Here is a 24,422-nt window from a genome sequence, read left to right on the forward strand (position 1 = left end):
CGGCCCCCACCGGGGGCCGTTGAGCGTAGGGGCGGGGCTCAACCCAGGCGCGCCAGGTTCTCGCGGATGCGCGCGATCTGAGCTTGGGTTTCCTTAAGCCGGGCGCGTTCGGCCTCCACGACCTCCCTGGGGGCCCGCTCCACGAAGCGGGGGTTGCCCAGTTTTTTCTCCGAGCTGGCCGCAAGCTTCTCCAGCTCCTTCAACCGCTTCTCCTGCCGCGAGCGCCAGGCGGAAAGGTCCACCAACCCCTCCGGCTCGAGGAAGACCGTGACGCTGGGGGTCACCGCGCTCAAGGCTTTTTCCGGACGCCCCGCTTGGGCCTCGGCTCGAGCCAGGAACCGGAAGAAGGCCGCGTTCTCGAGGACGGTCCGGACACCTTCGCCGTCCACGTACACCCGGACCTCCTGCTGCGGCGGAAGCCCGAGCTCGGCGCGCAAAGCGCGCGTGGCGCTCACCGCGTCCTGGAGCGTTTTGAAGGCCGCGAGCGCCTCCGGATCCACCTCCTGCGCAGGTTCGGGCCAGGGGGCTAGGGCGAGCTCCTGGCCTTCGCCCTTAAGGGCGGCGTAGATCTCCGAGGTCACGAAGGGCATGAGGGGATGGAGGAGCTTGAGGAGGGTCTCCAGGGCGTTCTCGAGGCCCTTTAGCGTGGCCGCGTTCCCCTCACGCAGCGCGGGTTTGGCCGCTTCGATGTACCAGTCGCAGAACTCGCTCCAGACGAGCTGGTACACCTCGCGGGCCGCTAGGGCCAAATCGTAACGCTCGTAGAGCGCGGTGATCTCGCGCACGCCCTGGGCGAGCCGCGCTTGCATCCAGCGGTCGGCCAGCGTGAGTTCGTCGCGCTTGGCTTCGAACCCCTCGCGGTTCATCAGGACGAACCGCGCCGCGTTCCAGAGTTTGTTCGCGAAGTTCCGCCCCATCTCCACCCAGCGCCGGTCGAAGCGGATGTCCTGGCCGCCGGTGGCCAGGTGGACCAGGGCAAAGCGCAAGGCGTCCGCCCCGTATGCCTCAACGAGCTCGAGGGGGTCCACCACGTTCCCCTTCGATTTGGACATCTTCTGCCCCTTCTCGTCGAGGACCAGGCCGTGGAGCAGCACCGTCTTGAAGGGCCGCTCGCCCTTGAAGTGGTACCCGGAGACCTCCATGCGCGAGACCCACAGGAAGAGGATGTCGTACCCGGTGACGAGCACGTCCCCAGGGTAGAAGGCCTTGAGGTCCTCCGTCTCCTCGGGCCAGCCCAGCGTGCTCAGGGGCCAAAGCGCGGAGGAGAACCAGGTGTCGAACACGTCGGGGTCGCGCTCGATCTCCGGGCTGCCGCAGTGCGCGCACGCCTGGGGGTCCTCCATGTACCGCTCGACGGGCGGGACGGTGATCTCGCCACAGGCCTTGCAGTGCCACGCGGGGATCTGGTGCCCCCACCACAGCTGCCGCGAGATGTTCCAGTCCCGGATGTTCCGGAGCCAGTCCAGGTTCACCTTCCGCCACCGCTCGGGCACGAACTGGATCTCGCCCCGCTCGATCCCCGCGATAACCTTTTCGGCCAGGGGTTTCATGGAGAGCCACCACTGCGGGAACAGGGCCGGCTCGATCGGCGTGCCGCAGCGGTCGCAGGTGCCCAGCGCGATCGTGTACGGTTCCGCTTTGCGCACGTGCCCCGCGGCCTCGAGCATCTCCGCGGCCCGCCGGCGGGCCTCGAAGCGCTCCAGGCCCCGCAGCGCCTCGGGGACCAGCGGGCCTTCGAGGCGCGCCTCGAGGTTGATCACGCTGACCGCCTCGAGGCCGTGGCGCTGGCCGATCTCGAAGTCGGTCGGGTCGTGCGCCGGGGTGACCTTGAGGGCGCCCGTGCCGAACTCGCGCTCCACGGCCGCGTCCGCGATGATGGGGATCCAGGTGTCGGTGAGGGGGATGCGCGCCTTCTTGCCGATGAGGTGCGCGTACCGCTCGTCCTCGGGGTGGACCGCGATGGCCTGGTCCGCGAAGATCGTTTCCGGGCGGACGGTCGCGATCTGGATCTCGCCCCCGTCCTCGAGGGGGTAGGCCAGGGTGTACAGCGTGCCCGGAGTGTGTTCGGTGTTGACCTCGAGGTCCGAGAGGGTGGTCTCGCAGCGCGGGCACCAGTTCACGATCCGGCCGGCGCGGTAGGCGAGGCCCTCGTGGTAGTACCGCACGAAGGCGTAGCGCACCGCGCGGCTGCGCGCCTCGTCCATGGTGAAGGCCTCGCGGCTCCAGTCGGGGCTTGCGCCGAGGCGTTTGAGCTGCCGGATGATGGCCCCGCCCGAGGTCTCCTTCCACTCCCAGACGCGCTTTAGGAAGGCTTCCCGGCCGAGCGCGTGCCGGGTCGTGCCTTCCTTGGCGAGCAGGCGTTCCACCACCACCTGGGTGGCGATGCCGGCGTGGTCCGTGCCGGGAAGCCAGAGGGCCTCGTACCCCCGCATGCGCTTGTAACGGATCAGCGCGTCCTGCAGGGCGTTGTCCAGGGCGTGCCCCATGTGGAGGTTGCCGGTCACGTTCGGGGGGGGCATGAAGATCACGAAGGGCTTCTTGCCGCTTTTAGGGTTGGCCGTGAAGGGGTGTTGGGCCCATTTTTCGGCCCAGCGGGGTTCCACCGCGTGCGGATCGTAGGTCTTGGGTAGCGCTCGGCTCATCTCGCCTCCTTTCCGGGAGAGGGAGCCGCACAAAACAAACCGCCCCCTCCGCCAAGGCGCGGACGAGGCAGATGCCCCGCGGTACCACCGCGCTTCCCGAACCGGCGCCGGCTCGGGCCCTCGTTCTGCGCTGTCACGGGCGCTCCCGGCGGGGTCTACTCAGGAGCTTGGGGCTCCCTTTCTTCCCGCGGCTCCCGGGCGACGTTCGGCCTCGGCGCGCACCAGGTGCCCTCTCAGCCCGCGGGGCACCCTCTCTGTGGGGCGCCGGGAGGCCTACTCCTCCCGGTCATCGCCTTGCCCTAAGCATAGGGCGGTGCTGGGGGAGCGTCAAGCCGAGCTAATGTAACGTTCATCCTTGCAGCATCTCTCTTGGAAGCGTAAGCTCTTCGCGATGAGCCGTCTGTCGGAAACCGATGTTCTCGATGCTTTACGTGGCGTGAATGATCCCGAGTTGCACAAAGACTTGGTCTCCTTGGGGATGGTGGAACAAGTCGTGGTGGACGGCCGCAAGGTCGCGGTGAAGATCAACCTCACCACCCCGGCCTGCCCCCTAAAAGGCCAGATCGAGGGCGAGGTGCGCGCGGCGCTCGAGCGCATCGGCGCGGAACACGTCGAGATCACCTTCGGCGCGAGCGTGCGCGGCCCCCAGCAACTCCCCCTCCCGGGCGTGAAGAACGTGGTCGCGGTCGGCTCGGGCAAGGGCGGCGTGGGAAAGAGCACCGTCGCGGTGAACCTGGCCATCGCGCTCAGCCAGGAGGGCGCCCGGGTGGGGTTGCTCGACGGGGACATCTACGGCCCCAGCCAGGCGCGGATGCTTGGCCTCGAGGGAGAAAAGCTCAGGGTGAACGAAGCGAAAAAGATCGTACCCCTCGAGCGTTACGGCATCCGGGTGCTCTCGATCGCGAACATCGCGCCGCCAGGGCAGGCCCTCGTCTGGCGGGGCCCCATCCTCCACGGCACGATCCGCCAGTTCCTGCAGGACGTGGACTGGGGCGAGCTCGACTACCTCATCGTGGACCTGCCCCCCGGCACCGGGGACGTGCAGCTCTCCCTCTCGCAGCTCACCCAGGTGACCGGCGGCGTGATCGTGACCACCCCCCAGGACGTGGCCCGCATCGACGCGGAACGCGCCGCGGACATGTTCCGCAAGGTGCAGGTGCCCCTCCTCGGGGTCATCGAGAACATGGCCTACTACGCCTGCCCCTCCTGCGGGGAACGCAGCTACCTCTTCGGTCAGGGCGGAGGGCGTAAGCTGGCTGAATCTCAAAACACCGCGTTTCTGGGGGAGATTCCCCTCTCGATGCCCGTACGCGAGAGCGGGGATGCCGGTACGCCCATCACCGTCGCGCACCCAGACGCTCCCGAAGCCCAGGCCTTCCGTCAGGTCGCCCGGCAGCTTGCTGGGCAGCTCTCGATTCGCAACCTGAGCACCCTGCCCATGGTGTGAACATGGTTGGTTTAGGGGAGACCAAGCTGCGAATCCTCGAGCGCCTGCGCACGCGCTCCGCAAGCGCAGGCGACCTCGCCCGGGAGCTCGGCCTCAGCCGCGTGGCCGTGCACCGGCACCTCGCTGACCTCGAGGCCCACGGACTGGTGCGCGCCCGGACCGAGAAATGCGCCGGGCGGGGCCGGCCCCGACAGGTCTTCCAAGCGGTGGACGCGGAAGCGCCCTACGCCCGCATGTGCGGCGATATGCTCGCGCACCTCAGGGAGCTCTACGGGCCCGACGCGGTCTTCGAGGTCCTCGAGGCCCGCAACGCGCGCGTCAAGGCGGAGCTCGAGCCGCGGATGCAAGGGCGTTCCCTCGAGGCGCGGCTCGAGCTTTTGGCCGAGTTCCTCACCGAGCGGGGGTACCAGGCCGAGGTGCACCGCGAGGCGGGGCGGTACACCTTGAAGCAGCGGCGGTGCCCCAAGCTGGCCCTGGCGATGGAGCACGACGAGCTCTGCCAGGCGGAGTTGCGGTTGTACCAGGATCTCCTCGGGGTGCCGGTGGCGCAGGAGTGCCGGATCGCCGGGGGGTGCGGCTGCTGCCGCTACCGCGTGGAGGAACCCGAGGGTTAGACCACCGGGTTGGGCGGTTCGCGTCCCTCGAGCACGGCGAGGACGTTTTCCACCGCGATGCGGGCCATGGCCTCGCGCGTGGCGCGCCCCGCCGAGCCGATGTGCGGCGTGACCACCACGTTGGGCAGTCGCAGCAGGGGATGGTCCGCGGGCAAGGGCTCAGGGTCGGTCACGTCGAGGCCCGCGCCGCCCAGGTGGCCGGCCTCGAGCGCCGCCACCAGGGTCGCGGTATCCACGATCTTACCCCGGGCGGTGTTCACCAGGATCGCGCCGGGCTTCATGCGCTCGAGCGCCGCCCGGTCGATCAGGCGATGGGTCGCTTCGTTGAGCGGCGTGTGCAGCGAGACAAAATCGGCCTCTGCAAGGAGTTCGGGGAGCGGGCGAAACTCGGCCTCGAGGGCTGCGGCCTCGGGTTTCGGGGTGCGGCTGGTGTACAGGATCCGCATCCCGAATCCCCGGCACCGCCGGGCGAACGCCTGCCCGATCCGGCCGAACCCCACGATCCCCACCGTGGCCCCGTGCAGCTCCGCTCCCAGGAGGAGCTCGGGATGCCAGGTGCGCCACTTCCCCTCCCGCACGTACGCCGCGCCCTCAACGACCCGCCGGGCCACCGCGGCGAGCAGGGCGAACGCCAGGTCCGCGGTGGCTTCGGTCAGCACGCCGGGTGTGTTCGTCACGCGCACTCCGCGCCGCCGCGCGGCCTCCAGGTCGATGTTGTCGTACCCCACCGCGTACTGAGCGATGACCTTAAGGTCAGGACCGGCCGCCTCCAGTAGATCCGCGTCCACCTGGTCTTCCACCAGCGTGATGAGCGCCGCAGCGCCCCGAACCTTTTCGAGGAGTACCTCGCGCGGAGGCGGTAGAAACTCCGGCCAGACCTCCACGGCGTACCCCGCGGCCCGCAATCGCTCCAGCGCGTTTCCGGGGAGGTTGCGCGTCACGAATACCCGCTTCATGCCCCTAATCTACCGAAACGCGCGAACCAACCCCGGAACCGCGGCTCGAGCTGCACCAGCACACGGTGGACCGTGGCGCGTTTGAGCGGCGCGCGCGCCAGTAGTTCCCGTAAAAGCCGGTCTCCGTCCGTTTCGAGTAGGTGAGCGGCGAACAGGGTGAACTGCCCTTGGAACCAGAGCTGGTCCCGTAAGGGCTTGCGCGGGTAGCGTTCGTACCCGCCCAGGTCGGTGCGGGTGGGGGTGAGGTGCGCGGTGAAGGCCGCCCAGGCCCGGGCGCTCTGGTAGCGTTCGGGGTGCTGTTGGGCGAGGGCCAGGACGTACAGGTAGTTCGCGATGAACTCGTCGATCCAGCGCACCCGCACCCGGAGGCGCCACGCGATCGCGGCGGCGTGCGCGTACTCGTGGGCCAGAGCGAGGTCGAGGAAAGCCCTGGGCGGGCCTGGAAGCCGGGCCCCGGCCCGGGCAGCCTCCAGGAACACCTCCGCGAGCCGGGTGAGGAGGCGTTCAGGGTAACGGGCCGGCGCGAAGACCTCGAGGACGCCCGCGGGGCCGGTGCGCTGAAAGGCGAATCCGTACGGGTACCGGCTGTAGCGCCCCCACGCGGCCTCGTCCAGGACGTACAGGGTTACCGGGGGGATCTCCCGGTACGCGGCGAGCACCGCGTGCACGGCGGCGAGGTAGTCCTGAAGAGCCTTGGCGCGGAGGAGGTGGCCGCTCGAGGCATGGACGGGCAGGTGCGGGTGGGGCAGGGTGTGCACACCGCCAGTGTACCCCCACGCCCGATCGGGCCGCGTTAGATGACCTCGCGGAACCCGATGGCCTCGGCGCGCAGTTGCAGTTCACGCTTGAGCGCGGCGTGTTCGGGGGCGTTCAGGTAGGGGTCGCGCTCGAGGATCTCCTTGGCGAGGGCCCGGGCGGCCTCGATGAGCTCGGTGTCCTTCGTGAGGTCGCCGAGCTTGAGGTCGGGCAGGCCGGACTGGCGCGTGCCCCGGAGCTCGCCCGGACCCCGGAGCTCGAGGTCCTTCTCCGCGATGTAGAACCCGTCGGTGGACTCCTCGATCACCTTGAGGCGCTTCATGGTGCGTTTGGAGGTGTCCCCAGCGATCAGGATGCAGTAGGCCTCCCGGTCTCCGCGGCCCACGCGCCCCCGCAGCTGGTGGAGCTGCGCGAGCCCGAAGCGTTCGGCGTTCTCGATCACCATCAGGGTGGCGTTGGGGATGTCCACCCCCACCTCGATCACCGTGGTGGAGACCAGCAGATCGAATTCCTGGCGACGGAACCGCTCCATCACCGCGTCCTTTTCCGCGGCGCTCATCCTGCCGTGCAGGATCTCGATCCGCACGTCGGGCAGCAGCGCCCTAAGCTCGTCCGCAAGCCGCGTGGCTGCCTGCAGCTCAGCCATGGCCTCGGACTCCTCGATCGTCGGCGTGACCACGAAGACCTGGTGGCCTTTCTGGACCTCCTGGCGCGCGAAGGCGTAGGCCTGGTGGCGGAGCTTGGCGGGGAGAAGCTTGGTCCGGACGGGCTTGCGGCCGGGGGGCATCTCGTCCAGGACCGAGACCTCCAAATCCCCGTACAGCGTGAGCGCGAGCGAGCGCGGGATGGGGGTGGCGGACATCACCAGCACGTCCGGCCGGCCCTTAAGGAGGGCGCGCCGCTGCAGCACCCCGAAGCGGTGCTCCTCGTCGATCACGGCCAGGCCCAGGTCCTTGAACTCCACGTCCTCCTGGATCAGGGCGTGCGTGCCCACGACCACGTCCACCTCCCCCTCCCGGACGCGCCGCAGGACCTCGCGTTTTTCCGCGGCGCTCATCGCGCCTACCAGTAACTCCACCCGCACCCCGAGCGGCCACAGGTACCGGGAGAGGTTCTGGAAGTGCTGCTTCGCGAGGATCTCCGTGGGGGCCATGAGCGCGCTTTGCGCGCCGTTTCGCGCGGCCACGAACAGCGCCGCGGCGGCCACTACCGTCTTGCCTGAGCCCACGTCCCCCTGCAACAGCCGCGCCATCTGCCGGTCCGAGGCCATGTCCGCCGTGATCTCGCGGATCGCGCGCTCCTGCGCGCCGGTGAGGGGGAAGGGCAGGCTTTCCCGAAAGGCCCGGAGGTCCGCCTCGCGCACCTCAAAGACGCGCCCCACCAAGGCCGACTCCCCCGACTGCAGCATCACGCGCAGCTCGAGGAACAGGTACTCGTCGAACCGCAGCCGCGCGAGGGCGCGCTCGAGGGCCGCTTCGTCGTCGGGGAAGTGCACCTGGCGCAGGGCGTAGGGGAGGTCCACGAGGTCACGCGGCGCGCGGTAGGCCTCGGGGAGCGGGTCGGGGGGCTGGGGCAGGGCTTCCAAAGCCCGCCAGACGCTCCGGCGGAGGAACGCCTGCGAGACGCCTTCCTTGGAGGGGTAGACCGGCGTGATCCGCCCCGTGGAGAGGGACTCCCCCTCCTCGTCCTCGAAGTACTCCACCGCGAGCGTGGTGTACCGTCCCCGCCGTTGCACCCGGCCCGTCGCGATGATCCGCGCCCCCTCCTTCAGCTGCTTCATGACCCAGGGTTGGTTGAACCACACGGCCGTGAGCTTCCACCCCCAGCGGTCCTCGAGAACGGCTTGAACGAGCTGCATGCCTTTCTTGGGGGTGCGGACGAGCTCCTTGCGCAGCACGCGGCCCGTGACCGTGACCTTCTCCCCGTCACTAAGAAGGCGGAACCCTGGGAGTGCCCGGCGGTCCTCGTACCGGCGGGGGTAGTAGTGCAGCAGGTCGCGCACCGTGCGCACCCCGAGCGCGGCGAGCTTTTTCTTCCCGCCCGGACCGAGAGGGAGGGTTTCGACGGGGGTCTCCAAACCGACGGTTTCCGGGGTGGGTTGCGGTTTCGCGGGGGCCGGGCGTGCGGGAGGCGCGCTGTCGCCCAGGAGGGCGAGGGCCGCTTCCAGGCGCTTCGCGCGCTCCTCGAGGGGCAGCTCCCGGTACCCCTCGAGGAGGCGCCGCACCTCGGGGAACGGCCCGGCCAGGTTCTCCAAAAGACGCTCGAGCCCCCCCGCCACCACGCGGTCCTGGCAGCCGTCGGCGAGCTCACGGCGTAAGGGTCTACGAAGGCGATCGGCGAGCTCGGCCCGGGTCACAAAAACCATTTTATAAGGGAGCGAAAGCAATCGATACGCAAGCGCCACGTATAATGGTCTCCACGATGGCTGAGATCCGCACGCACACCTTCCCGAACGGCCTCACCCTGGCGGTCGAGGAGCAACCGTGGAACCCCGGGGTGAGCTTCACCATCCTGGTCCCCGCCGGGGCCGTCACGGACCCCGAAGGCCTCGAGGGCGCGAGCTCGGTCCTCGAGTCCTGGTTGTGGAAGGGCGCGGGCACGCGCGACGCCCGCAGCTTCGCGGAGGCCCTCGACGCGCTCGGTGTGCGCCGCGCGAGCGGGGCGGGGCTCGAGTACACCACGTTTTCCGCCTCGCTGTTGGCGCCGCACCTTGGGGAGGCGCTCGCGCTTTACGCGGATCTCTTGCAGCGCCCGTGGCTTCCTGAGGAGGAGTTCGAGGCGGTGCGGCTTTTGGCGTTGCAGGAGCTGGCCGCCCTCGAGGACCAGCCGTCGAAGAAGCTCTTCGTGCACCTGCGCCGCGCGGTCTTTACGAGCCCGCACGGCCGGGACGCGGCGGGGCGGCGGGAGGACCTGCTCGCCATGACCCCGGACGCCTTGCGCGCGGACTACGCGCGGCGGTACGGCGCGCGCGGCGTCGTGATCGGGGTGTGCGGCGGCGTGCGGTTCGAGGAGGTGCGGGATCTGGTCGAGGCGCACTGGGGCGGTTGGACGGGCGGCGCGCCGGAACCGCCGGCGGTGACCCTGAGCGAGCCGCATACCCTGCACGTCCCGCAGGACACGGCCCAGGTCCAGATCGGTTTGTTCTATACCGACGTGCCGCCCACCCACCCGGAGTTCTACACCGCGCGGCTCGCCGCGGAGGTCCTGAGCGGGGGAATGGCCAGCCGCTTGTTCACCGAGGTGCGCGAGAAGCGGGGACTGGTCTACGCGGTCTCAGCGAGCCCCGGAAGCGTGGGGGGGGTGGGGTACCTCGCCGCGTACGCCGGCACCACGCCGGAACGCGCGGCGGAGACGCTGAAGGTCCTCACCCGTGAGATCGCGCGGCTTTCCGAGGGAGTGAGTGCGGATGAACTGGCGCGCGCCAAGGTCGGGGTGCGCTCCGCGCTCGTCATGCAGGGCGAGTCCAGCCGGGCCCGCGCGGCCGCCTTGGCGCGAGACTGGTTCGTGCTGGGGCGGGTGCGCAGCCTGGAGGAGATCGAACGCGAGGTGGAGGCCGTGACGCTGGAGCGCATCAACCATTTCCTGGAGGCCCACCCCTACGAGCGACCGTGGGTCGGCACCCTTGGCGCGCAGCCGGTGGAGGTGGCGTGATGAGCGAGACGCGCGCGATCGAGTTTAAGCACGCGGTGCTGCCGAACGGGCTCACGGTCATCGCCGAGATCAACCCCGAAGCGAAAAGCGCGGCCCTGGGGTACTTCGTGAAGACTGGAAGCCGCGACGAGCGCCCGGAGGAGAGCGGCGTGAGCCACTTCCTCGAGCACATGGTCTTCAAGGGCACCGAGCGCCGTTCGGCCTGGGAGGTCAACCGCGCCTTCGACGAGATGGGCGCGCAGTACAACGCCTTCACCAACGAGGAGCACACGGTGTTTTACGGCGCGGTGCTTCCAGAGTTCGCGCCGCAGCTGCTCGAGCTCTTCACGGACCTGATGCGCCCTAGCCTCCGCCCGGAGGATTTCGAGACGGAGAAGAAGGTCATCCTGGAGGAGATCGCCCTGTACCAGGACCGCCCGAACTTCGTGCTGTTCGAGCGGGCGCAGGCGCACTACTACCAGGGGCACCCCGTCGGGAACAGCGTGCTGGGCTCGGTGGACTCGATCTCCGCCTTGACGCGCGAGATGATGGCCGCCTACCACGCGCGGCGGTACGTGCCCTCCAACATGGTTCTCGCGATGACCGGCCGGATCGATTGGGACCGCGCTTTGGAGCAGGTGGCGGCCCTCACGGAGGGCTGGGCGCCGGGCGAAGCCCCCCGCGCGCACCCGCCGTTCACACCCAGGTCAGGCGAGGCGCGCGAGCCCTACGACAAGGCCCACCGTGCCTACGTGGCCCTCCTCGCCGAGGGGGTGCCGGCGGCGGACGAGCGCCGCTACGCCGCGAGCGTTCTCGCGAGCATCCTGGGCGACGACGGGAACAGCCGGTTGTACTGGGCGCTCGTGGACCGCGGGCTGGCCGAGGCCGCGAGCGCGTTCCACGAGGAGGCCGACGGGCTCGGCACCTTCTACGTGTACCTCCAGACCGACCCCCAGCGCCTGGACGAGGTGATCGCGATCCTCCAGGAGGAGCTCGAGCGCTTAGAGCGTGAAGGGGTGCGCGCGGAGGAGGTGACGCAGGCCGCGCGCAAAGCCGCGACCGGCCTGGCGTTTGCGAGCGAAACCCCTCTGAACCGCCTGTTCCACCTGGGGCTGGGTTTCTCGTACACCGGGCGGTACGAGCCCTTGAGCGAGACCAGCCGCAAGGTGGCGCGCATCACCGCCCAAGAGGTGAACGCCCTGCTCGAGGCGCGCCCCTTCCAGCGGGGGTTCACCTTCTACCTGCTGCCTGAGGAGGGGTAGATGCGCCGGGTCCTGGTGTGCCTCGTGCTGTTCGTGACGAGCGCGTGGGCCCAGACTCCCCTCGAGCTCGAGGTGCTGCGCCTCACCAACCTGGAGCGCGCTCGGGTGGGGCTTCCCCCGCTCGTGTGGGACGCGCGGGCGTACGCCGCCGCGCAGCGACACGCGAAGGACATGCTCGAGCGCGGCTTCTTCTCCCACGTGAACCCTGAGGGGCTGGACGCGGCCGACCGGATGCGCCAGGCCGGGGTGCTCGAGGTCACGGTGGGGGAGAACCTGGCGTTTTTCGAGCACGTGCCGGACGAGGCGGTGCCGGGGGAGGCTGTGCGGGGGTGGATGGAGAGCCCGGGGCACCGCGCGAACCTGCTCAGCGCGGAGTTCACGCACGTGGGCATCGCCATGGCGCGTTTGGGGGACCGGGTCATGGTGGTGCAGAACTTCCTCGCGCGACCCTTTCCCCTCGAGGTGCGCCGCGATCCCGGCGTGCGCGTGCGGGTGGGGGAGCTCGTGATCGAGGGGCCGGCCGCGACGCGGGTGGGGGTGTTCGTGGAGGGGTTGTTCGTCACGGCCTTCGACCCACCCCGGGTCCAGGGGGTGCTGGAGGTGCTGCCGGGAAGTGAGGTGGTGCTGGCGGTGGAGGAGGGCGGCGCGTACTACGCCGCCTGTAGCTTCACGCTTCCCGAGACGCGCTGTGATGCGCGGGAGCTGCGCGTGCGCCTTGCCTACCGCGAGGAAGTGCGGGAAGGGGTTCGGCTACAGCTCACCCTGCCGCAGGGGGCGTACCTGATCGCGCGGGGAGAGGAGCCGACGCCACTGGTGCGCGCGAACGGCCCCCTCACGTTGGAAGCACCGTTTTCGTGGCGGGCGGTTTGGGTAGGGGCCCTTGAAGGGCGGAGCGTGCAGTACACCCACCGCGTTCCTCTACAACCCTCGGAGGCGATGTGGACGGCCGGACCCTAGCCGCGTTGGCGGTCACGATCCTGTTTTGGGCTTCGGCGTTCGCGGGGATCCGGGCGGCCCTCGAGGGGTACACGCCCGGGCAGCTCGCCTTGTTGCGCTTCCTGGTCGCGTCCCTTGTGCTGGGAGGGTACGCCTTCCTGCGTCGCATGCCCCTGCCCGCGCCGCGCGACTGGCCGGCCTTCCTTGCCCTCGGGTTTTTGGGGATCACGGTGTACCACGTGGCCCTGAACTACGGGGAACTCACGGTCACCGCGGGCGCGGCGAGCCTGCTCATCGCCTCGGGGCCGGTGATCACCGCGCTGCTCGCCACAGTCTTCCTGGGGGAGCGCCTAAAGCCCGCGGGCTGGGCGGGGATCGCCACGAGTTTCGCCGGCGTGGCGCTCATCGCCTTGGGGGAGGGGGAGGGGGTGCGTTTCGATCCCGGCGCGGCCTTGATCCTGCTCGCGGCCTTTTCCACCAGCCTGTACTTCGTCTTTCAAAAACCCCTCCACGCGCGCTACACGCCCATCCAGATCACCGCGTACACCCTCTGGGCGGGCACCCTCTTCATGCTCGTCTTCGCGCCCGGCCTGCCGGAGGCCGTGGCCCGCGCCCCTTTGGAGGCCACGCTCAGCGTCGTCTACCTGGGGGTCTTCCCCGCGGCGCTCGCGTACGTCACCTGGACCTACGCCCTCTCGCGCGCCCCGGCCGCGATCGTGACGAGCTTCCTCTACGCTTCTCCCGCCGTCGCGATCCTCATCGCCTGGGTGTGGTTGCGCGAGACGCCCACCCTGCTCTCCCTGTTGGGAGGCGCGATCGCGCTGATCGGGGTGCTGATCGTGAACACCCGGGGTAGGTGAATTGTACCTACGCGCCAGATCCCGGCCGCTGCTAAGCTGGAGCCATGAAACCCGTAACCGTCCTCGACACCACCCTCCGCGACGGCATGCTCGCCGAAGGGGTGAGCCTCACGCCCGAGGACAAGCTCGAGCTCCTCGCCCTTCTGGACCGGCTGGGGCTGGACTACCTCGAGGCGGGCTGGCCGTACCAGTTCCCCGAGGACCTCGAGGTCTTCGAGCGTGCGCGTGAGCTACCCTTAAACGCGAAGCTCGTTGCGTTCGGCTCGACGCGCCGGCCGGAAACCCCGCCGGAACGCGACCCGAACCTCAAGGCCCTCCTCCGCGCGGAGACCGAGGTCGTGCACGTCTACGGCAAGGCCTGGGACCTGCACGTGGAAAAAGTAATCCGCACCACTCTCGAGGAGAACCTCGCGATGGTGCGGGAGACCGTGGCGCACCTCAAGCGCCTCGGCAAGGAGGTGATCTTCACCGCTGAGCACTTCTTCGACGGGTTCCGCCGGAACCGGGCGTACGCCTTGGCCGTGGTGCGGGAAGCCGCGGAAGCCGGGGCGGACCTCCTCGATCTGGGGGACTCGAACGGCTCGAGCCTACCCCGGGAGATCCAGGAAGGGGTGCGGGCGGTGCTCGAGTTCGCGGGGGAGGTGCCGGTAGGCATTCACGCGCATAACGACTCGGGCCTCGCGGTGGCGAACGCCCTCGCTGCGATCGAGGCCGGGGCGCGGCACGTGCAGGGCTCGATCGGCGGGTACGGGGCGCGCTGCGGGTTGCTGGACCTCGCGACGCTCCTCCCGATCCTCAAGCTGCGGCTGGGGTTGGATGTGGTGACGGACGAGGCCCTTCGGAACCTCACGCCGGTCGCGCGCGCCGTGGTGAACAAGATCGGGGTGGGGGAGCTCGACTACCACCCGTTCGTGGGGTACAAGGTCTTCACCCACCGCACGCACGCGCACGTGGCCGCGGTGCTCTCCGCGCCGGAGGCGTACGAGCCGATCCCGCCGGAGGCGGTGGGGAACGAGCGGCGCCTCTTGCTGCCCGGCATCGCGCGCGCCAGCTACCTCGAGGCGCTCGCCGCGCGGCATGGGGTGGACCTTTCGGATGATTCCGCCGCGAACCAGCGTATTCGTGAGGAACTGTTGCGCCTCGAGGAGGCCGGGTACACCTACGAGGACGCGGAGGCGAGCTTCGAGCTCGTGCTGGGGAAGCTCACCGGTCGGTTCCAGCCGGTGATGCGCGTTGAGCGCCTGCGGCTTTTTGAGGTGCTGCGGGGCAAGCGCGATCCGGTGGTGGAGGCTTCGTTGCGCATTAAGCTCGGTCCTAAGAGCGAGTATGTAGCTGCGGAGGGGGAGGGGCCGATCACGACCTTGTTTGCGGTGCTGCGGAACGCGCTGCGGGAGGTGGAGGCGGAGCTTGGCCCGCTCGCTGCGTACATGGATCGCTTGCGCTTGCTGGCCGTGCGGGTGCGCACCTTCTACCCCAGGGACAAGAAGGAGCTCCGGGCTCGCGTGACGATCACCTTCGGCGACGGGCGGCGCGCTTGGAGCACGATTGGGATCTCGGCGGACCTGATCCAGGCGGCCTGGCAGGCCCTTTTGGATGGGGTGGAGTACGGCCTGTATACCGAGGCCGAGCGGGCCGGTCTCCAGCTTCCGTTATTCTTATAAGGGGTACGCAAACCGGGAGGGTGAGCGCCTGGGCAGCTCATGCCTTCCGGCGGCCCGTATGGAGGTTGGGTATGGACGTGAAGAAGATCGGAGTCGTCGGTGCGGGGCAGATGGGGTCCGGCATCGCGCAGGTCGCGGCGCAGGCCGGGTACGAGGTGGTGCTTCGGGACGTGGAGGAGCGCTTCCTGGAGCGGGGCCTGAACACGATCAAGCGTTCGCTGGGCAAGTTCTTAGAGAAGGGTAAGATCACCCAGGAGGCGCACGACGCGGCGCTCGCGCGGATCACGACCACGCTCTCCCTCGAGGCCTTCGCGGACTGCGATCTGGTGGTTGAGGCGATCGTGGAGAACGAGGCGGCCAAGGGCGAGCTCTTTCGGGAGCTCGACGCGATCGTGAAGCCCGAGGGGATCCTCGCCACGAACACCTCCTCCATCCCGATCACGCAGCTCGCGAGCTACACGAAGCGCCCCGAGCGCTTCATTGGAATGCACTTCATGAACCCGGTGCCCTTGATGGTGCTGGTGGAGGTGATCCGCGGCCACCTGACCTCGGACGAGACCGCGCGGGTGGTGGTGGAGACCGCGAAGCGCATGGGGAAGACCCCGGTGGAGGTGAACGACTACCCGGGCTTCGTTTCGAACCGCATCCTGATGCCCATGATCAACGAGGCCATCCAGTGTGTGATGGAAGGCGTGGGTACGCCCGAGGCGATCGACCAGGTGATGAAGCTCGGGATGAACCACCCCATGGGCCCCCTCACCCTCGCGGACTTCATCGGCCTCGACACCTGCCTCTACATCATGGAGGTGCTGCACAAGGGGTTGGGGGACGACAAGTATCGTCCCTCGCCCCTCTTGCGGAAGATGGTGCAGGCGGGGCTTTTGGGTCGCAAGACGGGCCGGGGGTTCTACCGTTACGACGAGAAGGGGAACAAGATCGGCTAATCCCGTAAACGACGCGCCCCCGGCCAGGTGCCGGGGGCGTTTCATGCCGCGAGATGGTTAACGCACGACGAGCTGACCCCGCAACTCACCCGGGTTGTACTGCTCGGTGTGGATCTGCACGTAGAACTCGCCGTTCTTGAACGCCGCGACCTGATCATCGGTCAACACGAACGCGCCGCTGAACGTGCCCTCGGTACCCCCGGAAACGTTCAGCTCAAAGGCGATGGGGCCGTTCTCCCCCGCAGCGGCCTGGTGGATGTGCGCTCCACCACGAATCCGGGTAGCCACGTCGCTGCTCAAGCCCTCGTAGGTCCCCCCGACCACCAGCAGGTTCCCCTCGAGCACCGCCACGACCTTACCCGTCGCGTTGCTCATCACCTCGGGCACCACCTGGCTCGGGGAAAGCTCCGCGCTCACCACCATCCGGTCGCCGTTCGCGCTCGCGAACAACGCCAGAACCAGCAGCACACCCAACGCGCCCATACCTTTGATAAACCGCATGCTTGATCACCTCCACCCTCTAATACGCACCCCCGCCCGGATTGGATTCACCCCTACAGGATGAAGGGGTGCGGTAGGATAAGGCGAACGTTGCAGGAGGACGGGATGCGTGCAGTACAGGCCGTGGTTTTCGACGCGTACGGAACCCTGTTCGACCCCCACGCCCTTACCCCCCAGCTCGAGGTCCTGTACCCAGGGCAAGGCGCGGCCCTCAGTGAGCTCTGGCGCCGAAAGCAGCTCGAGTACACCTGGCTTTTAGGGTTGATGGGCCGGTACGAGGACTTCGAGCGCGTGACTGCGCGGGCCCTGGAGTACGCCTGCGCCGCGCTGGGCGTGCGCCTAGAGGCAGAGGGCCTCAAGGCGCTGCTCGAGACCTACCGGCGGCTCGAGGCCTTCCCCGAGGTGCCGGCCGCGCTGCGGGTGCTGGCGGAGGCACGACCACTGGCCATCCTCTCGAACGGAACCCCCGGGATGCTCGAGGCGGGGGTCCGCCACGCAGGGCTCGAGGGGGTGTTCGCGCACGTGCTGAGCGTGCACGCGGTGCGTACGTACAAACCGGACCCGCGCGTCTACCGGCTCGCGGTGGGGGCGCTTGCGCTGCCGCCGGAAGCGGTGCTGTTCGTGTCGGCGAACGCGTGGGACGTCGCGGGGGCTAAAGCCTTTGGTTTCCGAACCTGTTGGGTGAATCGCCGCGGCGCGCCGCGCGAGGCTTTGGGGCTCGACCCGGACCTAGAAATCACGGGACTGGACCAGCTGGTGCACGCCTTGGGGTAAGGACGCAGGAGGGAGCATGGGTACGCCAAGGAAGGTCCCGGACAACTTATCTCCAGCGCAGGCCGCGGAACGGTTGGGGATCAGCGCCGCGCAACTCCGCAAATACGCGCCGATCTACGAGGAGAGGTTCGGGACGTTGCCGCGGGACGCGCGCGGGCGGCGCGTGTACCCGCAGGAGGCGGTGGCACGGCTCGAGGCCGCCCGCGCCCTGATCCGGGAGGGTAAGGCTGAGAGCATCCGGGCGGCGCTCGAGCAGCTGAGCGCCGCGCAGGCTTGGGAGGGGGAGGATCCCGTGCTTGCGGAGCTCCGCAGAATCCGGGAGTTGCTGGAGGTTCACCAGCGGCGGTTAGCGCGCCTCGAGGAGGAGACCCGGGGTCTCCGGGAGGTCCTCAAGCCGCCGGAGGATCCCCCCGATTCCCTCACGGTAGCCCGGCTCGAGCCTTGGGAGGAGGTGCGGGCGGGGTTATGGGCGGCGCTTCGGGGGTTGCGCCGGGCTGTGCGCCGCCGGCTTGGGCAGGAGTAACGCCGTGGCGTTGGGAGCGTTCGACCGCTCTACCTCGAGCGCGTGCCGCTTGGGATGAAGCGGTTAAAGCGCTTGGGTTTGGGGTAGGCCGTCGCCTGGCGCGGAGCCTCACACTACGAGTCCCCTGGCCCCGCTAGGCTGGGGGTATGCCGAACCGCCTAAGCCGGGAGGCTAGTCCTTACCTCCTGCAGCACGCCGAGAACCCCGTGGACTGGTACCCGTGGGGAGAAGAGGCCTTCGCTCGCGCCCAGCAGGAGGGGAAACCCATCTTCCTCTCCGTGGGGTACGCGACCTGCCACTGGTGCCACGTGATGGCGCGGGAGTCCTTCGAGGACCCGGAGGTCGCGCGGCTTTTAAACGCGCACTTCGTGCCGGTCAAGGTGGACCGGGAGGAACGCCCGGACGTAGACCACGCGTACATGCAGGCTTTGCAGGCCCTGACCGGGCAGGGCGGCTGGCCCATGAGCCTGTTCCTCACCCCTGAAGGCAAGCCCTTTTACGGCGGCACCTACTTTCCCCCAACGGACCGGTACGGCCTGCCCAGCTTCCGGCGGGTGCTGGAGGCTGTGGCCGAGGCGTGGACCAAGCGGCGGAACGAGATCGAAACGCACGCCGCGGCCCTTGCCCAGCGCATCGCTCAGGCGCTCACGAACCGCCCCGGCGACCTCCCACCCCAACTGCACGCCAAGGCGCTCGAGGCGTACCGCCAAGCCTTTGACCCGCAGCACGGAGGGTTCGGCGGCGCGCCCAAGTTCCCGAACGCCCCTGCGTTGCGTTACCTCCTCCTCCAGGCCTGGCTTGGAGAGGCGGCAGCGGGCGAGATGCTCCGGGTGACCCTCGACCGGATGCAGGCGGGCGGCGTGTACGACCAGGTGGGGGGCGGGTTTCACCGGTACGCGGTGGACGCGGTCTGGCGGGTGCCGCACTTTGAGAAGATGCTCTACGATAACGCCCAGCTCGCCCGGGTGTACCTGGGGGCTTTCCGCCTCTTCGGCGACGCGCGGTACCGGCGCACCGCACGCGAGACGCTCGACTACCTCCTCAGGGAGATGCAGGACGCGGCGGGCGGGTTCTACGCGGCGCAGGACGCGGAGTCGGAGGGGGAGGAAGGCCGGTACTACGTTTGGAGGATCCCGGAGCTAAGGGCGGTGCTAGGGGCGGACTTTGAAGCCGCCGCGCGGTACTTCGGTGTGTCGGACGCAGGGAACTGGGAGGGGAAGAACATCCTCGAGGCCCGCTACCCCGAGCCGCTTCTAGCACAGGAGCTCGGGCTGGACGCGGCGGGGTTTGAGGCCTGGCTAGCCTCCGTCAAGGCCCGGCTCCTCGAGGCCCGGCTCCGGCGCGTGCGGCCCCTGACCGACGACAAGATCCTCGCCGACTGGAACGGCCTAGCCCTCGCGGCCTTCGCGGAGGCGGGACGATGGCTTGGGGAGGCCCGGTACCTGGAGGCGGCCCGGAAAAACGCGGAGTTCGTGCTCGGCGCCCTGTACCAAGATGGCCTGCTCCGTCACGCGTGGCGCAGGGGACGCCTGGGACGGCACGCCTACCTCTCGGACCAGGCGCACTATGGGCTGGGGCTCTTGGCGCTGTTTGAGGCTACCGGGGAGATGCGCTGGCTCGAGGCCGCCCGAGTCCTTGCGGAAGGCATCCTCGAGCATTTCCGGGACCCTGAGGGCGGGTTCTTTGACGCTTTGGAGGCCAACCCCTTGGGCCGACCAAAGGACGTGTTCGACGGGGCGTGGCCGAGTGGCAATGCAGCGGCGGCCGAACTGCTGGTCCGGCTCGCGCGGCTTTACGACCAGCCGGAGTGGGAGGCGGTGGCGTTCGCCGCGATCCAGGCCCAGGCCCGGGGGGTTGCGGCGCACCCCTTGGCCTTCGTTGGACTGCTCACCGCGCACCTTTGGGGCGAGGCGGGCGGGGAGCTCGTGGTGGTGCGGCCGGCGCCGGAGCTCGAGGCGTGGGCGCGACGGGAGTTCTGGCCGCTCGTGACGTTGGTCTGCGGGGCGCAGGACGCGCTGCCGGTGCTTGAGAGGCGGGCCGTGGGCGCGGCGTACCTTTGCCGTCGGGGAGTGTGTCGGTTGGGGGTGGATACCGTGGCGGCGCTCCGAACCGAGCTTGCTGCGGCCTACCCGCGCGCCTCGATAGAATAGCCGCATGCGGGTGCTTTTCATTGGCGACGTGATGGCCGAGCCTGGGTTACGCGCGGTATCCCTGCACCTGCCTGACATCCGCGGCGAGTACGACCTGGTGATCGCCAACGCGGAGAACAGCGCGCGCGGCAAGGGGATCTCGAAACGGGCGTACCGCACCCTGATCGAGGCGGGCGTGGACCTCATCACCCTGGGTAACCACGCCTGGGACCACAAGGACGTGTATGAGCTCATCGAAACCGCTCCGATCATCCGCGCGTTGAATTACCCGCCGGGCACCCCCGGGAAGGGGTACTGGGTGTTCACGCACGGGGAGGAGCGGCTGTTGGTGGTTCAGGTGATGGGCCGGGTGTTCATGGATCCGCTCGATAGTCCCTTCCTCGCTCTGGATCGGCTTTTGGAGGAGGTCGAGGCGGAGTACGTCCTGGTGGAGGTGCACGCCGAAGCCACGAGCGAAAAGTACGCGCTCGCGCACTACCTGGACGGCCGCGTGAGCGCCGTCTTGGGGACGCACACCCACGTGCCCACCCTGGACGCGGTGATCCTGCCCGGCGGCACCGCCTACCAGACGGACGTCGGCATGACCGGCACGTACCACTCGGTGATCGGCGGGGAGACCGAAACCTTCCTGGCGCGTTTCCTCACCGGACGGCCTCAGCCCTTCCGAGCCGCGAAAGGACCGGCGCGGTTCCACGCGACGGAACTGGTCTTCGAGAACGGGAAGGTGCGGGCGATCAGCCCCTACATCTGGGAAGAACCGTGGACGCCTTCGGAGTACTAAAGCGCGAGGTAGATCGCTTAGGGCGGGCGCTCGGGCATGCGATCCGCACGCTCTCCGGGAAGAAGCTATTCGATTTGGAGGAGGAGGTGCGCGCCCTGACCAAACACCTCCGCGCGCATCCCGAAGACGCCGCGGCCCGCGCGCGGCTCGAGGCCCGCATCCGCAGCCTGAGCCTCGACGAGGCCGAGGGGTTGGTGCGTGCCTTCTCCACCTACTTTCACCTGGTGAACCTGGCGGAGGACCGGCACCGGGTGCGCGTGAACCGCTTGCGGGACGCCGAGGCCACCCCGGACGCGCCGCGCCCGGAGTCCCTGATGGGCCTCGTGGGGGAACTCAAGAAGCGAGGCTTCAGCGCTGAGGAGGCCGCCGCGCTGTTGCGGAAGGTGCGGCTGCACCTCACCTTTACCGCGCACCCCACCGAGACCCGCCGACGCACGGTACGGCACCACCTGCAAGCGATCGCACGCCTGCTCGAGCAGCTCGAGCAAGGCGCGGCCCCCCAGGAGGCCCTCGAGGCCCGGGTCTGCCTGCTCTGGGGCACGCAGGAGTTGCGTAAGACCCAGCCCAGCGTGACGGACGAGGTTAAGGGCGGGCTTTACTACCTCCAGACCACGCTTTGGGAGGCGTTGCCGCGGCTAGTTGAAGGGCTCGAACGCGCCTTCCAGGTCCATTACGGCACGCGGGTCGCGCTCGAGCCGCCCGTGCGATTCCGCAGTTGGATCGGTGGGGACCGGGACGGAAACCCGAACGTTACGCCCGAGGTCACCGCATGGGCCCAGCACCACGCCCGCGCGCGCCTTATCCAGCGGTACCTGGAGGCGCTTGATGGGCTGGTGCAGGCCCTGTCCCTTGCGGAGGAGCGGGTCCCGGTTCCGCGCGAGCTGCGCCTCGTGGCCGAGGGTTGGGCCGAGCGGCTGGGCCTACCCAAGCGTTTTCTGGGCGAGCCCTACCGGCGGTACCTGATGGCGCTGCACCGCCGATTGCGGGGCACGCTGGGCGAGCCGAACGGCGAGGCTTACTCCACGCCCCAGGCCTTCGTGGAGGACCTGGAGCGCGTCGAGCGCGGCCTCTTCCAGATCGGTCTGGACGCCGTGGTCCGTACCATGGTGCGCCCCCTCACCCTGCGGGCCAAGACCTACGGGTTGGACCTGGTGGCCCTGGACCTGCGCGAAGAGGCCCAACAGCACGCCGAAGCCGTAGCGGAGCTCCTCGAGGCGGCCGGCGTAACCGCGGACTACCGCGAACGCCCTCCAGAGTCCCGCGAGGCGCTATTAACCGCGGAGCTTGCGAGCGCCCGGCCCCTCGCGCCCGTCGGGTACTCGCCCCGCACTCGAGCCCTCCGGGTCGCGCTCGAGGCCCTTCGTGCCTGGCGTGCTTACGGCGGGTACGTGATCAGCATGGCCCAACACCCCGCGGACGCGCTCGAGGTCTTCGTGCTCGCCCGAGAGGTGGGGTTGTACCGGCCGGGGCAGGCTCTGCCCTTTGATGTCGTGCCTTTGTTTGAGACGCTGGCCGACCTCGAGCGCGCCCCAGGGGTGGTGGCGCGGCTTTTGGAGAACCCGGTGTTCCGCGCGCACGTGAAGGCCCGGGGGGGCCTCGAGGTGATGATCGGGTACTCGGACTCCAACAAGGATGCGGGCTTCCTCGCGGCGAACTGGGCCCTCTACCGCGCGCAGGAAGGCATCGCTCGGGTCGCGCGCGCAGCAGGGGTGCCGGTCTTTTTCTTCCACGGGCGCGGCACAAGCACCGCGCGCGGGGGGGCTCCGGCAGGCCGGGCGATCGCAGCGCTGCCGTGGGGTACCGTGGGCATGCGCATGCGCCTCACCGAGCAGGGCGAGGCGCTCGCGGACCGGTACGCGCACGCGGAGCTGGCCCTGCGCCACCTGGAGCAGCTGCTCTACCACTTCGTCCTCGCCGCGGCGCGGGACCTGCGCGGTGAGGGAGACCCCCCCCCGAAGGCCTGGCTCGAGGCGATGGATCGCGCGGCCGCGCGGGCGGCCGAGGTGTACCGGGCGCTGCTCGCCGCCCCGGGGTTTTTTGAGTTTTACGAGGCGTTGACGCCGATCCGGGAGATCGCGGACCTGAAGATCGCTTCGCGTCCCGTGTACCGGCACGGCCGCGTGCGCGAGATCCGGGACCTGCGCGCGATCCCCTGGGTGATGTCCTGGGCGCAGGTGCGGGCGAATCTGCCCGGGTGGTTCGGGCTGGGCTCCGGCCTCGAGGTGCTCCCGCTGGAGCTGCGCCGCGCCATGTACCGGGGGTGGCCGTTTTTCGCTTCGGTACTGGAAAGCGCGGCGGTCAGCCTGGCCAAGGCGGACCTGGGGATTACCCGGAGCTACCTGCGGCTCGTGCCGGAGGCCCTCGCCCAGCGGTTTTTCCCGGTGATCGAAGCGGAGTTCGCGAAAAGCCGGCGCCTTTTGGAGGAGACCTTCGACCGGCCGCTTCTTTGGAACCAGCAAACCCTCGCGCGTTCGATCGCGTTACGGAACCCGTACGTGGACCCGATCAGCCACGTGCAGGCCGAGCTGCTCGCCCGTTACCGCAGCGCGCCGCCGGACGCGCCGGAGCGCGCGCAGCTCGAGCGGGCGTTGCTCGCGAGCCTCTTGGGGATCGCGGCGGGGCTGCGCAACACCGGGTGAACGCGGCCCGGTCGGCCTGGGATAGAATAAGAGCGATGCCCCTTCTGTACCATATCTCCGACATTCACGTGGCCAGCAAGTACTTCCTTCCGGAGTTAATGGAGCGTTTGATCGACGAGATCAACACGGTGGGGCCGGACCTGGTGGTGCTCTCGGGGGACCTGACCGATCGGGGGCTTCGCCACGAGTTCGAGGAAGCCAAGGCCTGGACGGACCGGATCCAGGTCCCCATGCTGGTCACGCCGGGGAACCACGATTCGCGGAACGTAGGGTACATTCATTTCGAGGAGCTCTACGGGCCGCGCTACGCTACGCGGCGTTTGGAGGGGGTGTACGTGGTGGCGGCCGATTCCTCGGAGCCGGATTTGGACGAGGGCCGCATCGGCCGTACGATCTACCCGTGGCTCGAGGAGGCCCTCTCCACCGCGGAGCCTAGCGAGATCAAGGTGTTCGTGACGCACCACCATCTCCTCCCGGTGCCGGGAGCGGGCCGGGAGCGTAACATCCTCCAGGACGCGGGGGATTTGTTGAAGATCCTGGTGGATCACAAGGTGGACCTGGTATTAAACGGCCACAAGCACGTGCCTTGGGTGTGGCGTTTTGAAGGGATGCTGATCGTGAACGCCGGCACCTCGACCACCAACCGAGTGCGGGGGCGGGGCCGGCCGAGTTACACCGTGATCGAGATCGACGGAGGAGAGATCACCGTGCGGCAACGTTACTTTGACGGGACGGAGGAGACCGAGCACCGGCACCGGCCCGGGTGGAGGGTGGAGGTATGAAGGACAGCCTGGGTTGGCACCCAACGCAGCGCGTGGGGGTCTTCGTGGACACCCAGAACCTGTACCACTCCGCGCGCGATTACTACGAGCGCACCGTGAACTTCGCGAGCCTCCTTAACTACGCCGTGGCCGGGCGGCAGCTGGTTCGGGCTACGGCGTACGTGGTGGAGCGCGACGGGGACACCTCCGCCTGGCCGTTCATCTACAAGCTCTCCACCATCGGGTACCGCGTGCGGCGTATGACGCTACAGCTCCACCACACCACGGACGACGGTAAACCCATCTACGAGGGGAACTGGGACATGGGCATCGCCGCGGACATGGTGCGCTTGATGCACACCCTGGACGTGGTTGTGCTGGGCTCGGGGGATGGGGATTTCGTGGAGATCCTCGAGGTCCTGATGGAGCGCGGTATTCGCGTCGAGGTGGTCGCCTTCAAGGAAACCACCGCCCAGAAACTCATCGACGCGGTGGACAAGTTCACGCACCTGCCCGACATCCCGGACCCCTTCATGCCGCAACGGGAGCGCAGCTACCCGGGTGCGAGCGAGAAGTAGCCCGTGG

20 protein-coding genes are annotated in these 24,422 nt (G+C 68.9%); 15 read left to right on the plus strand and 5 right to left on the minus strand.

Going from position 1 to position 24,422, the window contains the following annotated elements:
• Positions 1-38: 38 nt before the first annotated feature.
• Entirely contained in the window at positions 39-2,642 is a 2,604-nt protein-coding gene (locus tag MARKY_RS04380; RefSeq protein WP_013703664.1) for a valine--tRNA ligase, read from the minus strand.
• Positions 2,643-3,033: 391 nt separating this feature from the next.
• On the opposite strand from MARKY_RS04380, the gene MARKY_RS04385 reads away from it, so the two are divergent.
• Together MARKY_RS04385 and MARKY_RS04390 are read left to right on the plus strand one after the other, a co-directional pair.
• Positions 3,034-4,089, plus strand: coding sequence for an Mrp/NBP35 family ATP-binding protein (locus MARKY_RS04385; RefSeq protein WP_013703665.1), 1,056 nt, complete (start codon positions 3,034-3,036; stop codon positions 4,087-4,089).
• Between the two features lie 2 nt (positions 4,090-4,091).
• Positions 4,092-4,703, plus strand: coding sequence for a helix-turn-helix transcriptional regulator (locus MARKY_RS04390; protein WP_013703666.1), 612 nt, complete (start codon positions 4,092-4,094; stop codon positions 4,701-4,703).
• Here the strand turns inward: MARKY_RS04390 and MARKY_RS04395 are convergent.
• From MARKY_RS04395 to recG, 3 genes are read right to left on the minus strand one after another with little or no spacing between them, the layout of a single operon-like run.
• On the minus strand, positions 4,700-5,659 hold the full coding sequence (locus MARKY_RS04395) for a 2-hydroxyacid dehydrogenase (protein ID WP_013703667.1): 960 nt from the start codon (positions 5,657-5,659) through the stop codon (positions 4,700-4,702). The genes MARKY_RS04390 and MARKY_RS04395 overlap by 4 nt on opposite strands.
• On the minus strand, positions 5,656-6,417 hold the full coding sequence (locus MARKY_RS04400) for a hypothetical protein (protein WP_013703668.1): 762 nt from the start codon (positions 6,415-6,417) through the stop codon (positions 5,656-5,658). Before MARKY_RS04400 ends, MARKY_RS04395 begins: the two co-directional genes overlap by 4 nt.
• A 35-nt stretch (positions 6,418-6,452) precedes the next feature.
• Positions 6,453-8,780: an ATP-dependent DNA helicase RecG gene (recG, locus tag MARKY_RS04405; RefSeq protein ID WP_013703669.1), complete on the minus strand. Its 2,328-nt coding sequence runs from the start codon at positions 8,778-8,780 to the stop codon at positions 6,453-6,455.
• A gap of 56 nt (positions 8,781-8,836) precedes the next feature.
• Between recG and MARKY_RS04410 the strand changes: the two genes are divergently transcribed.
• From MARKY_RS04410 to MARKY_RS04435, 6 genes are all read left to right on the plus strand, one after another.
• Positions 8,837-10,066 (plus strand): M16 family metallopeptidase, encoded by a 1,230-nt coding sequence (locus MARKY_RS04410; protein WP_041657815.1) that lies wholly within the window; start codon positions 8,837-8,839, stop codon positions 10,064-10,066.
• Positions 10,066-11,307, plus strand: coding sequence for a M16 family metallopeptidase (locus MARKY_RS04415; protein ID WP_013703671.1), 1,242 nt, complete (start codon positions 10,066-10,068; stop codon positions 11,305-11,307). The genes MARKY_RS04410 and MARKY_RS04415 overlap by 1 nt, the downstream gene beginning before the upstream one ends.
• Positions 11,308-12,264 (plus strand): CAP domain-containing protein, encoded by a 957-nt coding sequence (locus tag MARKY_RS04420; RefSeq protein WP_013703672.1) that lies wholly within the window; start codon positions 11,308-11,310, stop codon positions 12,262-12,264. It begins immediately after the preceding gene.
• Positions 12,246-13,103 carry a DMT family transporter gene (locus MARKY_RS04425; RefSeq protein WP_013703673.1) on the plus strand — a complete coding sequence of 286 codons (858 nt, stop codon included), beginning with the start codon at positions 12,246-12,248 and terminating at the stop codon, positions 13,101-13,103. Before MARKY_RS04420 ends, MARKY_RS04425 begins: the two co-directional genes overlap by 19 nt.
• Before the next feature lie 44 nt (positions 13,104-13,147).
• On the plus strand, positions 13,148-14,764 hold the full coding sequence (gene cimA / locus MARKY_RS04430; protein ID WP_013703674.1) for a citramalate synthase: 1,617 nt from the start codon (positions 13,148-13,150) through the stop codon (positions 14,762-14,764).
• A 71-nt stretch (positions 14,765-14,835) separates the two neighbouring features.
• Positions 14,836-15,708, plus strand: a complete 873-nt coding sequence (locus MARKY_RS04435) for a 3-hydroxybutyryl-CoA dehydrogenase (protein WP_013703675.1) — start codon at positions 14,836-14,838, stop codon at positions 15,706-15,708.
• A 57-nt stretch (positions 15,709-15,765) separates the two neighbouring features.
• Here MARKY_RS04435 and MARKY_RS11400 read toward each other — a convergent pair whose 3' ends face one another.
• Complete coding sequence (locus tag MARKY_RS11400) at positions 15,766-16,209, minus strand: CHRD domain-containing protein (protein ID WP_013703676.1); 444 nt, start codon at positions 16,207-16,209, stop codon at positions 15,766-15,768.
• Between the two features lie 105 nt (positions 16,210-16,314).
• Here MARKY_RS11400 and MARKY_RS04445 point away from each other — a divergent pair, with 105 nt between their 5' ends.
• The 7 genes from MARKY_RS04445 to MARKY_RS04475 all read left to right on the plus strand — a co-directional run bounded on the left by MARKY_RS04445 (position 16,315) and on the right by MARKY_RS04475 (position 24,415).
• Complete coding sequence (locus MARKY_RS04445) at positions 16,315-16,983, plus strand: haloacid dehalogenase type II (protein WP_013703677.1); 669 nt, start codon at positions 16,315-16,317, stop codon at positions 16,981-16,983.
• A gap of 16 nt (positions 16,984-16,999) precedes the next feature.
• Positions 17,000-17,506 carry a helix-turn-helix domain-containing protein gene (locus MARKY_RS04450; protein WP_013703678.1) on the plus strand — a complete coding sequence of 169 codons (507 nt, stop codon included), beginning with the start codon at positions 17,000-17,002 and terminating at the stop codon, positions 17,504-17,506.
• 146 nt (positions 17,507-17,652) lie between these two features.
• Positions 17,653-19,656, plus strand: coding sequence for a thioredoxin domain-containing protein (locus tag MARKY_RS04455; protein ID WP_013703679.1), 2,004 nt, complete (start codon positions 17,653-17,655; stop codon positions 19,654-19,656).
• A 4-nt stretch (positions 19,657-19,660) separates the two neighbouring features.
• Positions 19,661-20,437 carry a TIGR00282 family metallophosphoesterase gene (locus MARKY_RS04460; protein WP_013703680.1) on the plus strand — a complete coding sequence of 259 codons (777 nt, stop codon included), beginning with the start codon at positions 19,661-19,663 and terminating at the stop codon, positions 20,435-20,437.
• Positions 20,416-23,076, plus strand: a complete 2,661-nt coding sequence (locus MARKY_RS04465; RefSeq protein WP_013703681.1) for a phosphoenolpyruvate carboxylase — start codon at positions 20,416-20,418, stop codon at positions 23,074-23,076. The genes MARKY_RS04460 and MARKY_RS04465 overlap by 22 nt, the downstream gene beginning before the upstream one ends.
• A 35-nt stretch (positions 23,077-23,111) precedes the next feature.
• The gene (locus MARKY_RS04470) at positions 23,112-23,858 is read left to right on the plus strand and encodes a metallophosphoesterase family protein (RefSeq protein ID WP_013703682.1); all 747 of its coding nucleotides are present in this window, start codon (positions 23,112-23,114) and stop codon (positions 23,856-23,858) included.
• Complete coding sequence (locus MARKY_RS04475) at positions 23,855-24,415, plus strand: LabA-like NYN domain-containing protein (RefSeq protein ID WP_013703683.1); 561 nt, start codon at positions 23,855-23,857, stop codon at positions 24,413-24,415. The genes MARKY_RS04470 and MARKY_RS04475 overlap by 4 nt, the downstream gene beginning before the upstream one ends.
• The last annotated feature ends 7 nt before the right edge of the window (positions 24,416-24,422 follow it).

Source organism: Marinithermus hydrothermalis DSM 14884, from assembly GCF_000195335.1.
GTDB classification, from domain to species: domain Bacteria; phylum Deinococcota; class Deinococci; order Deinococcales; family Marinithermaceae; genus Marinithermus; species Marinithermus hydrothermalis.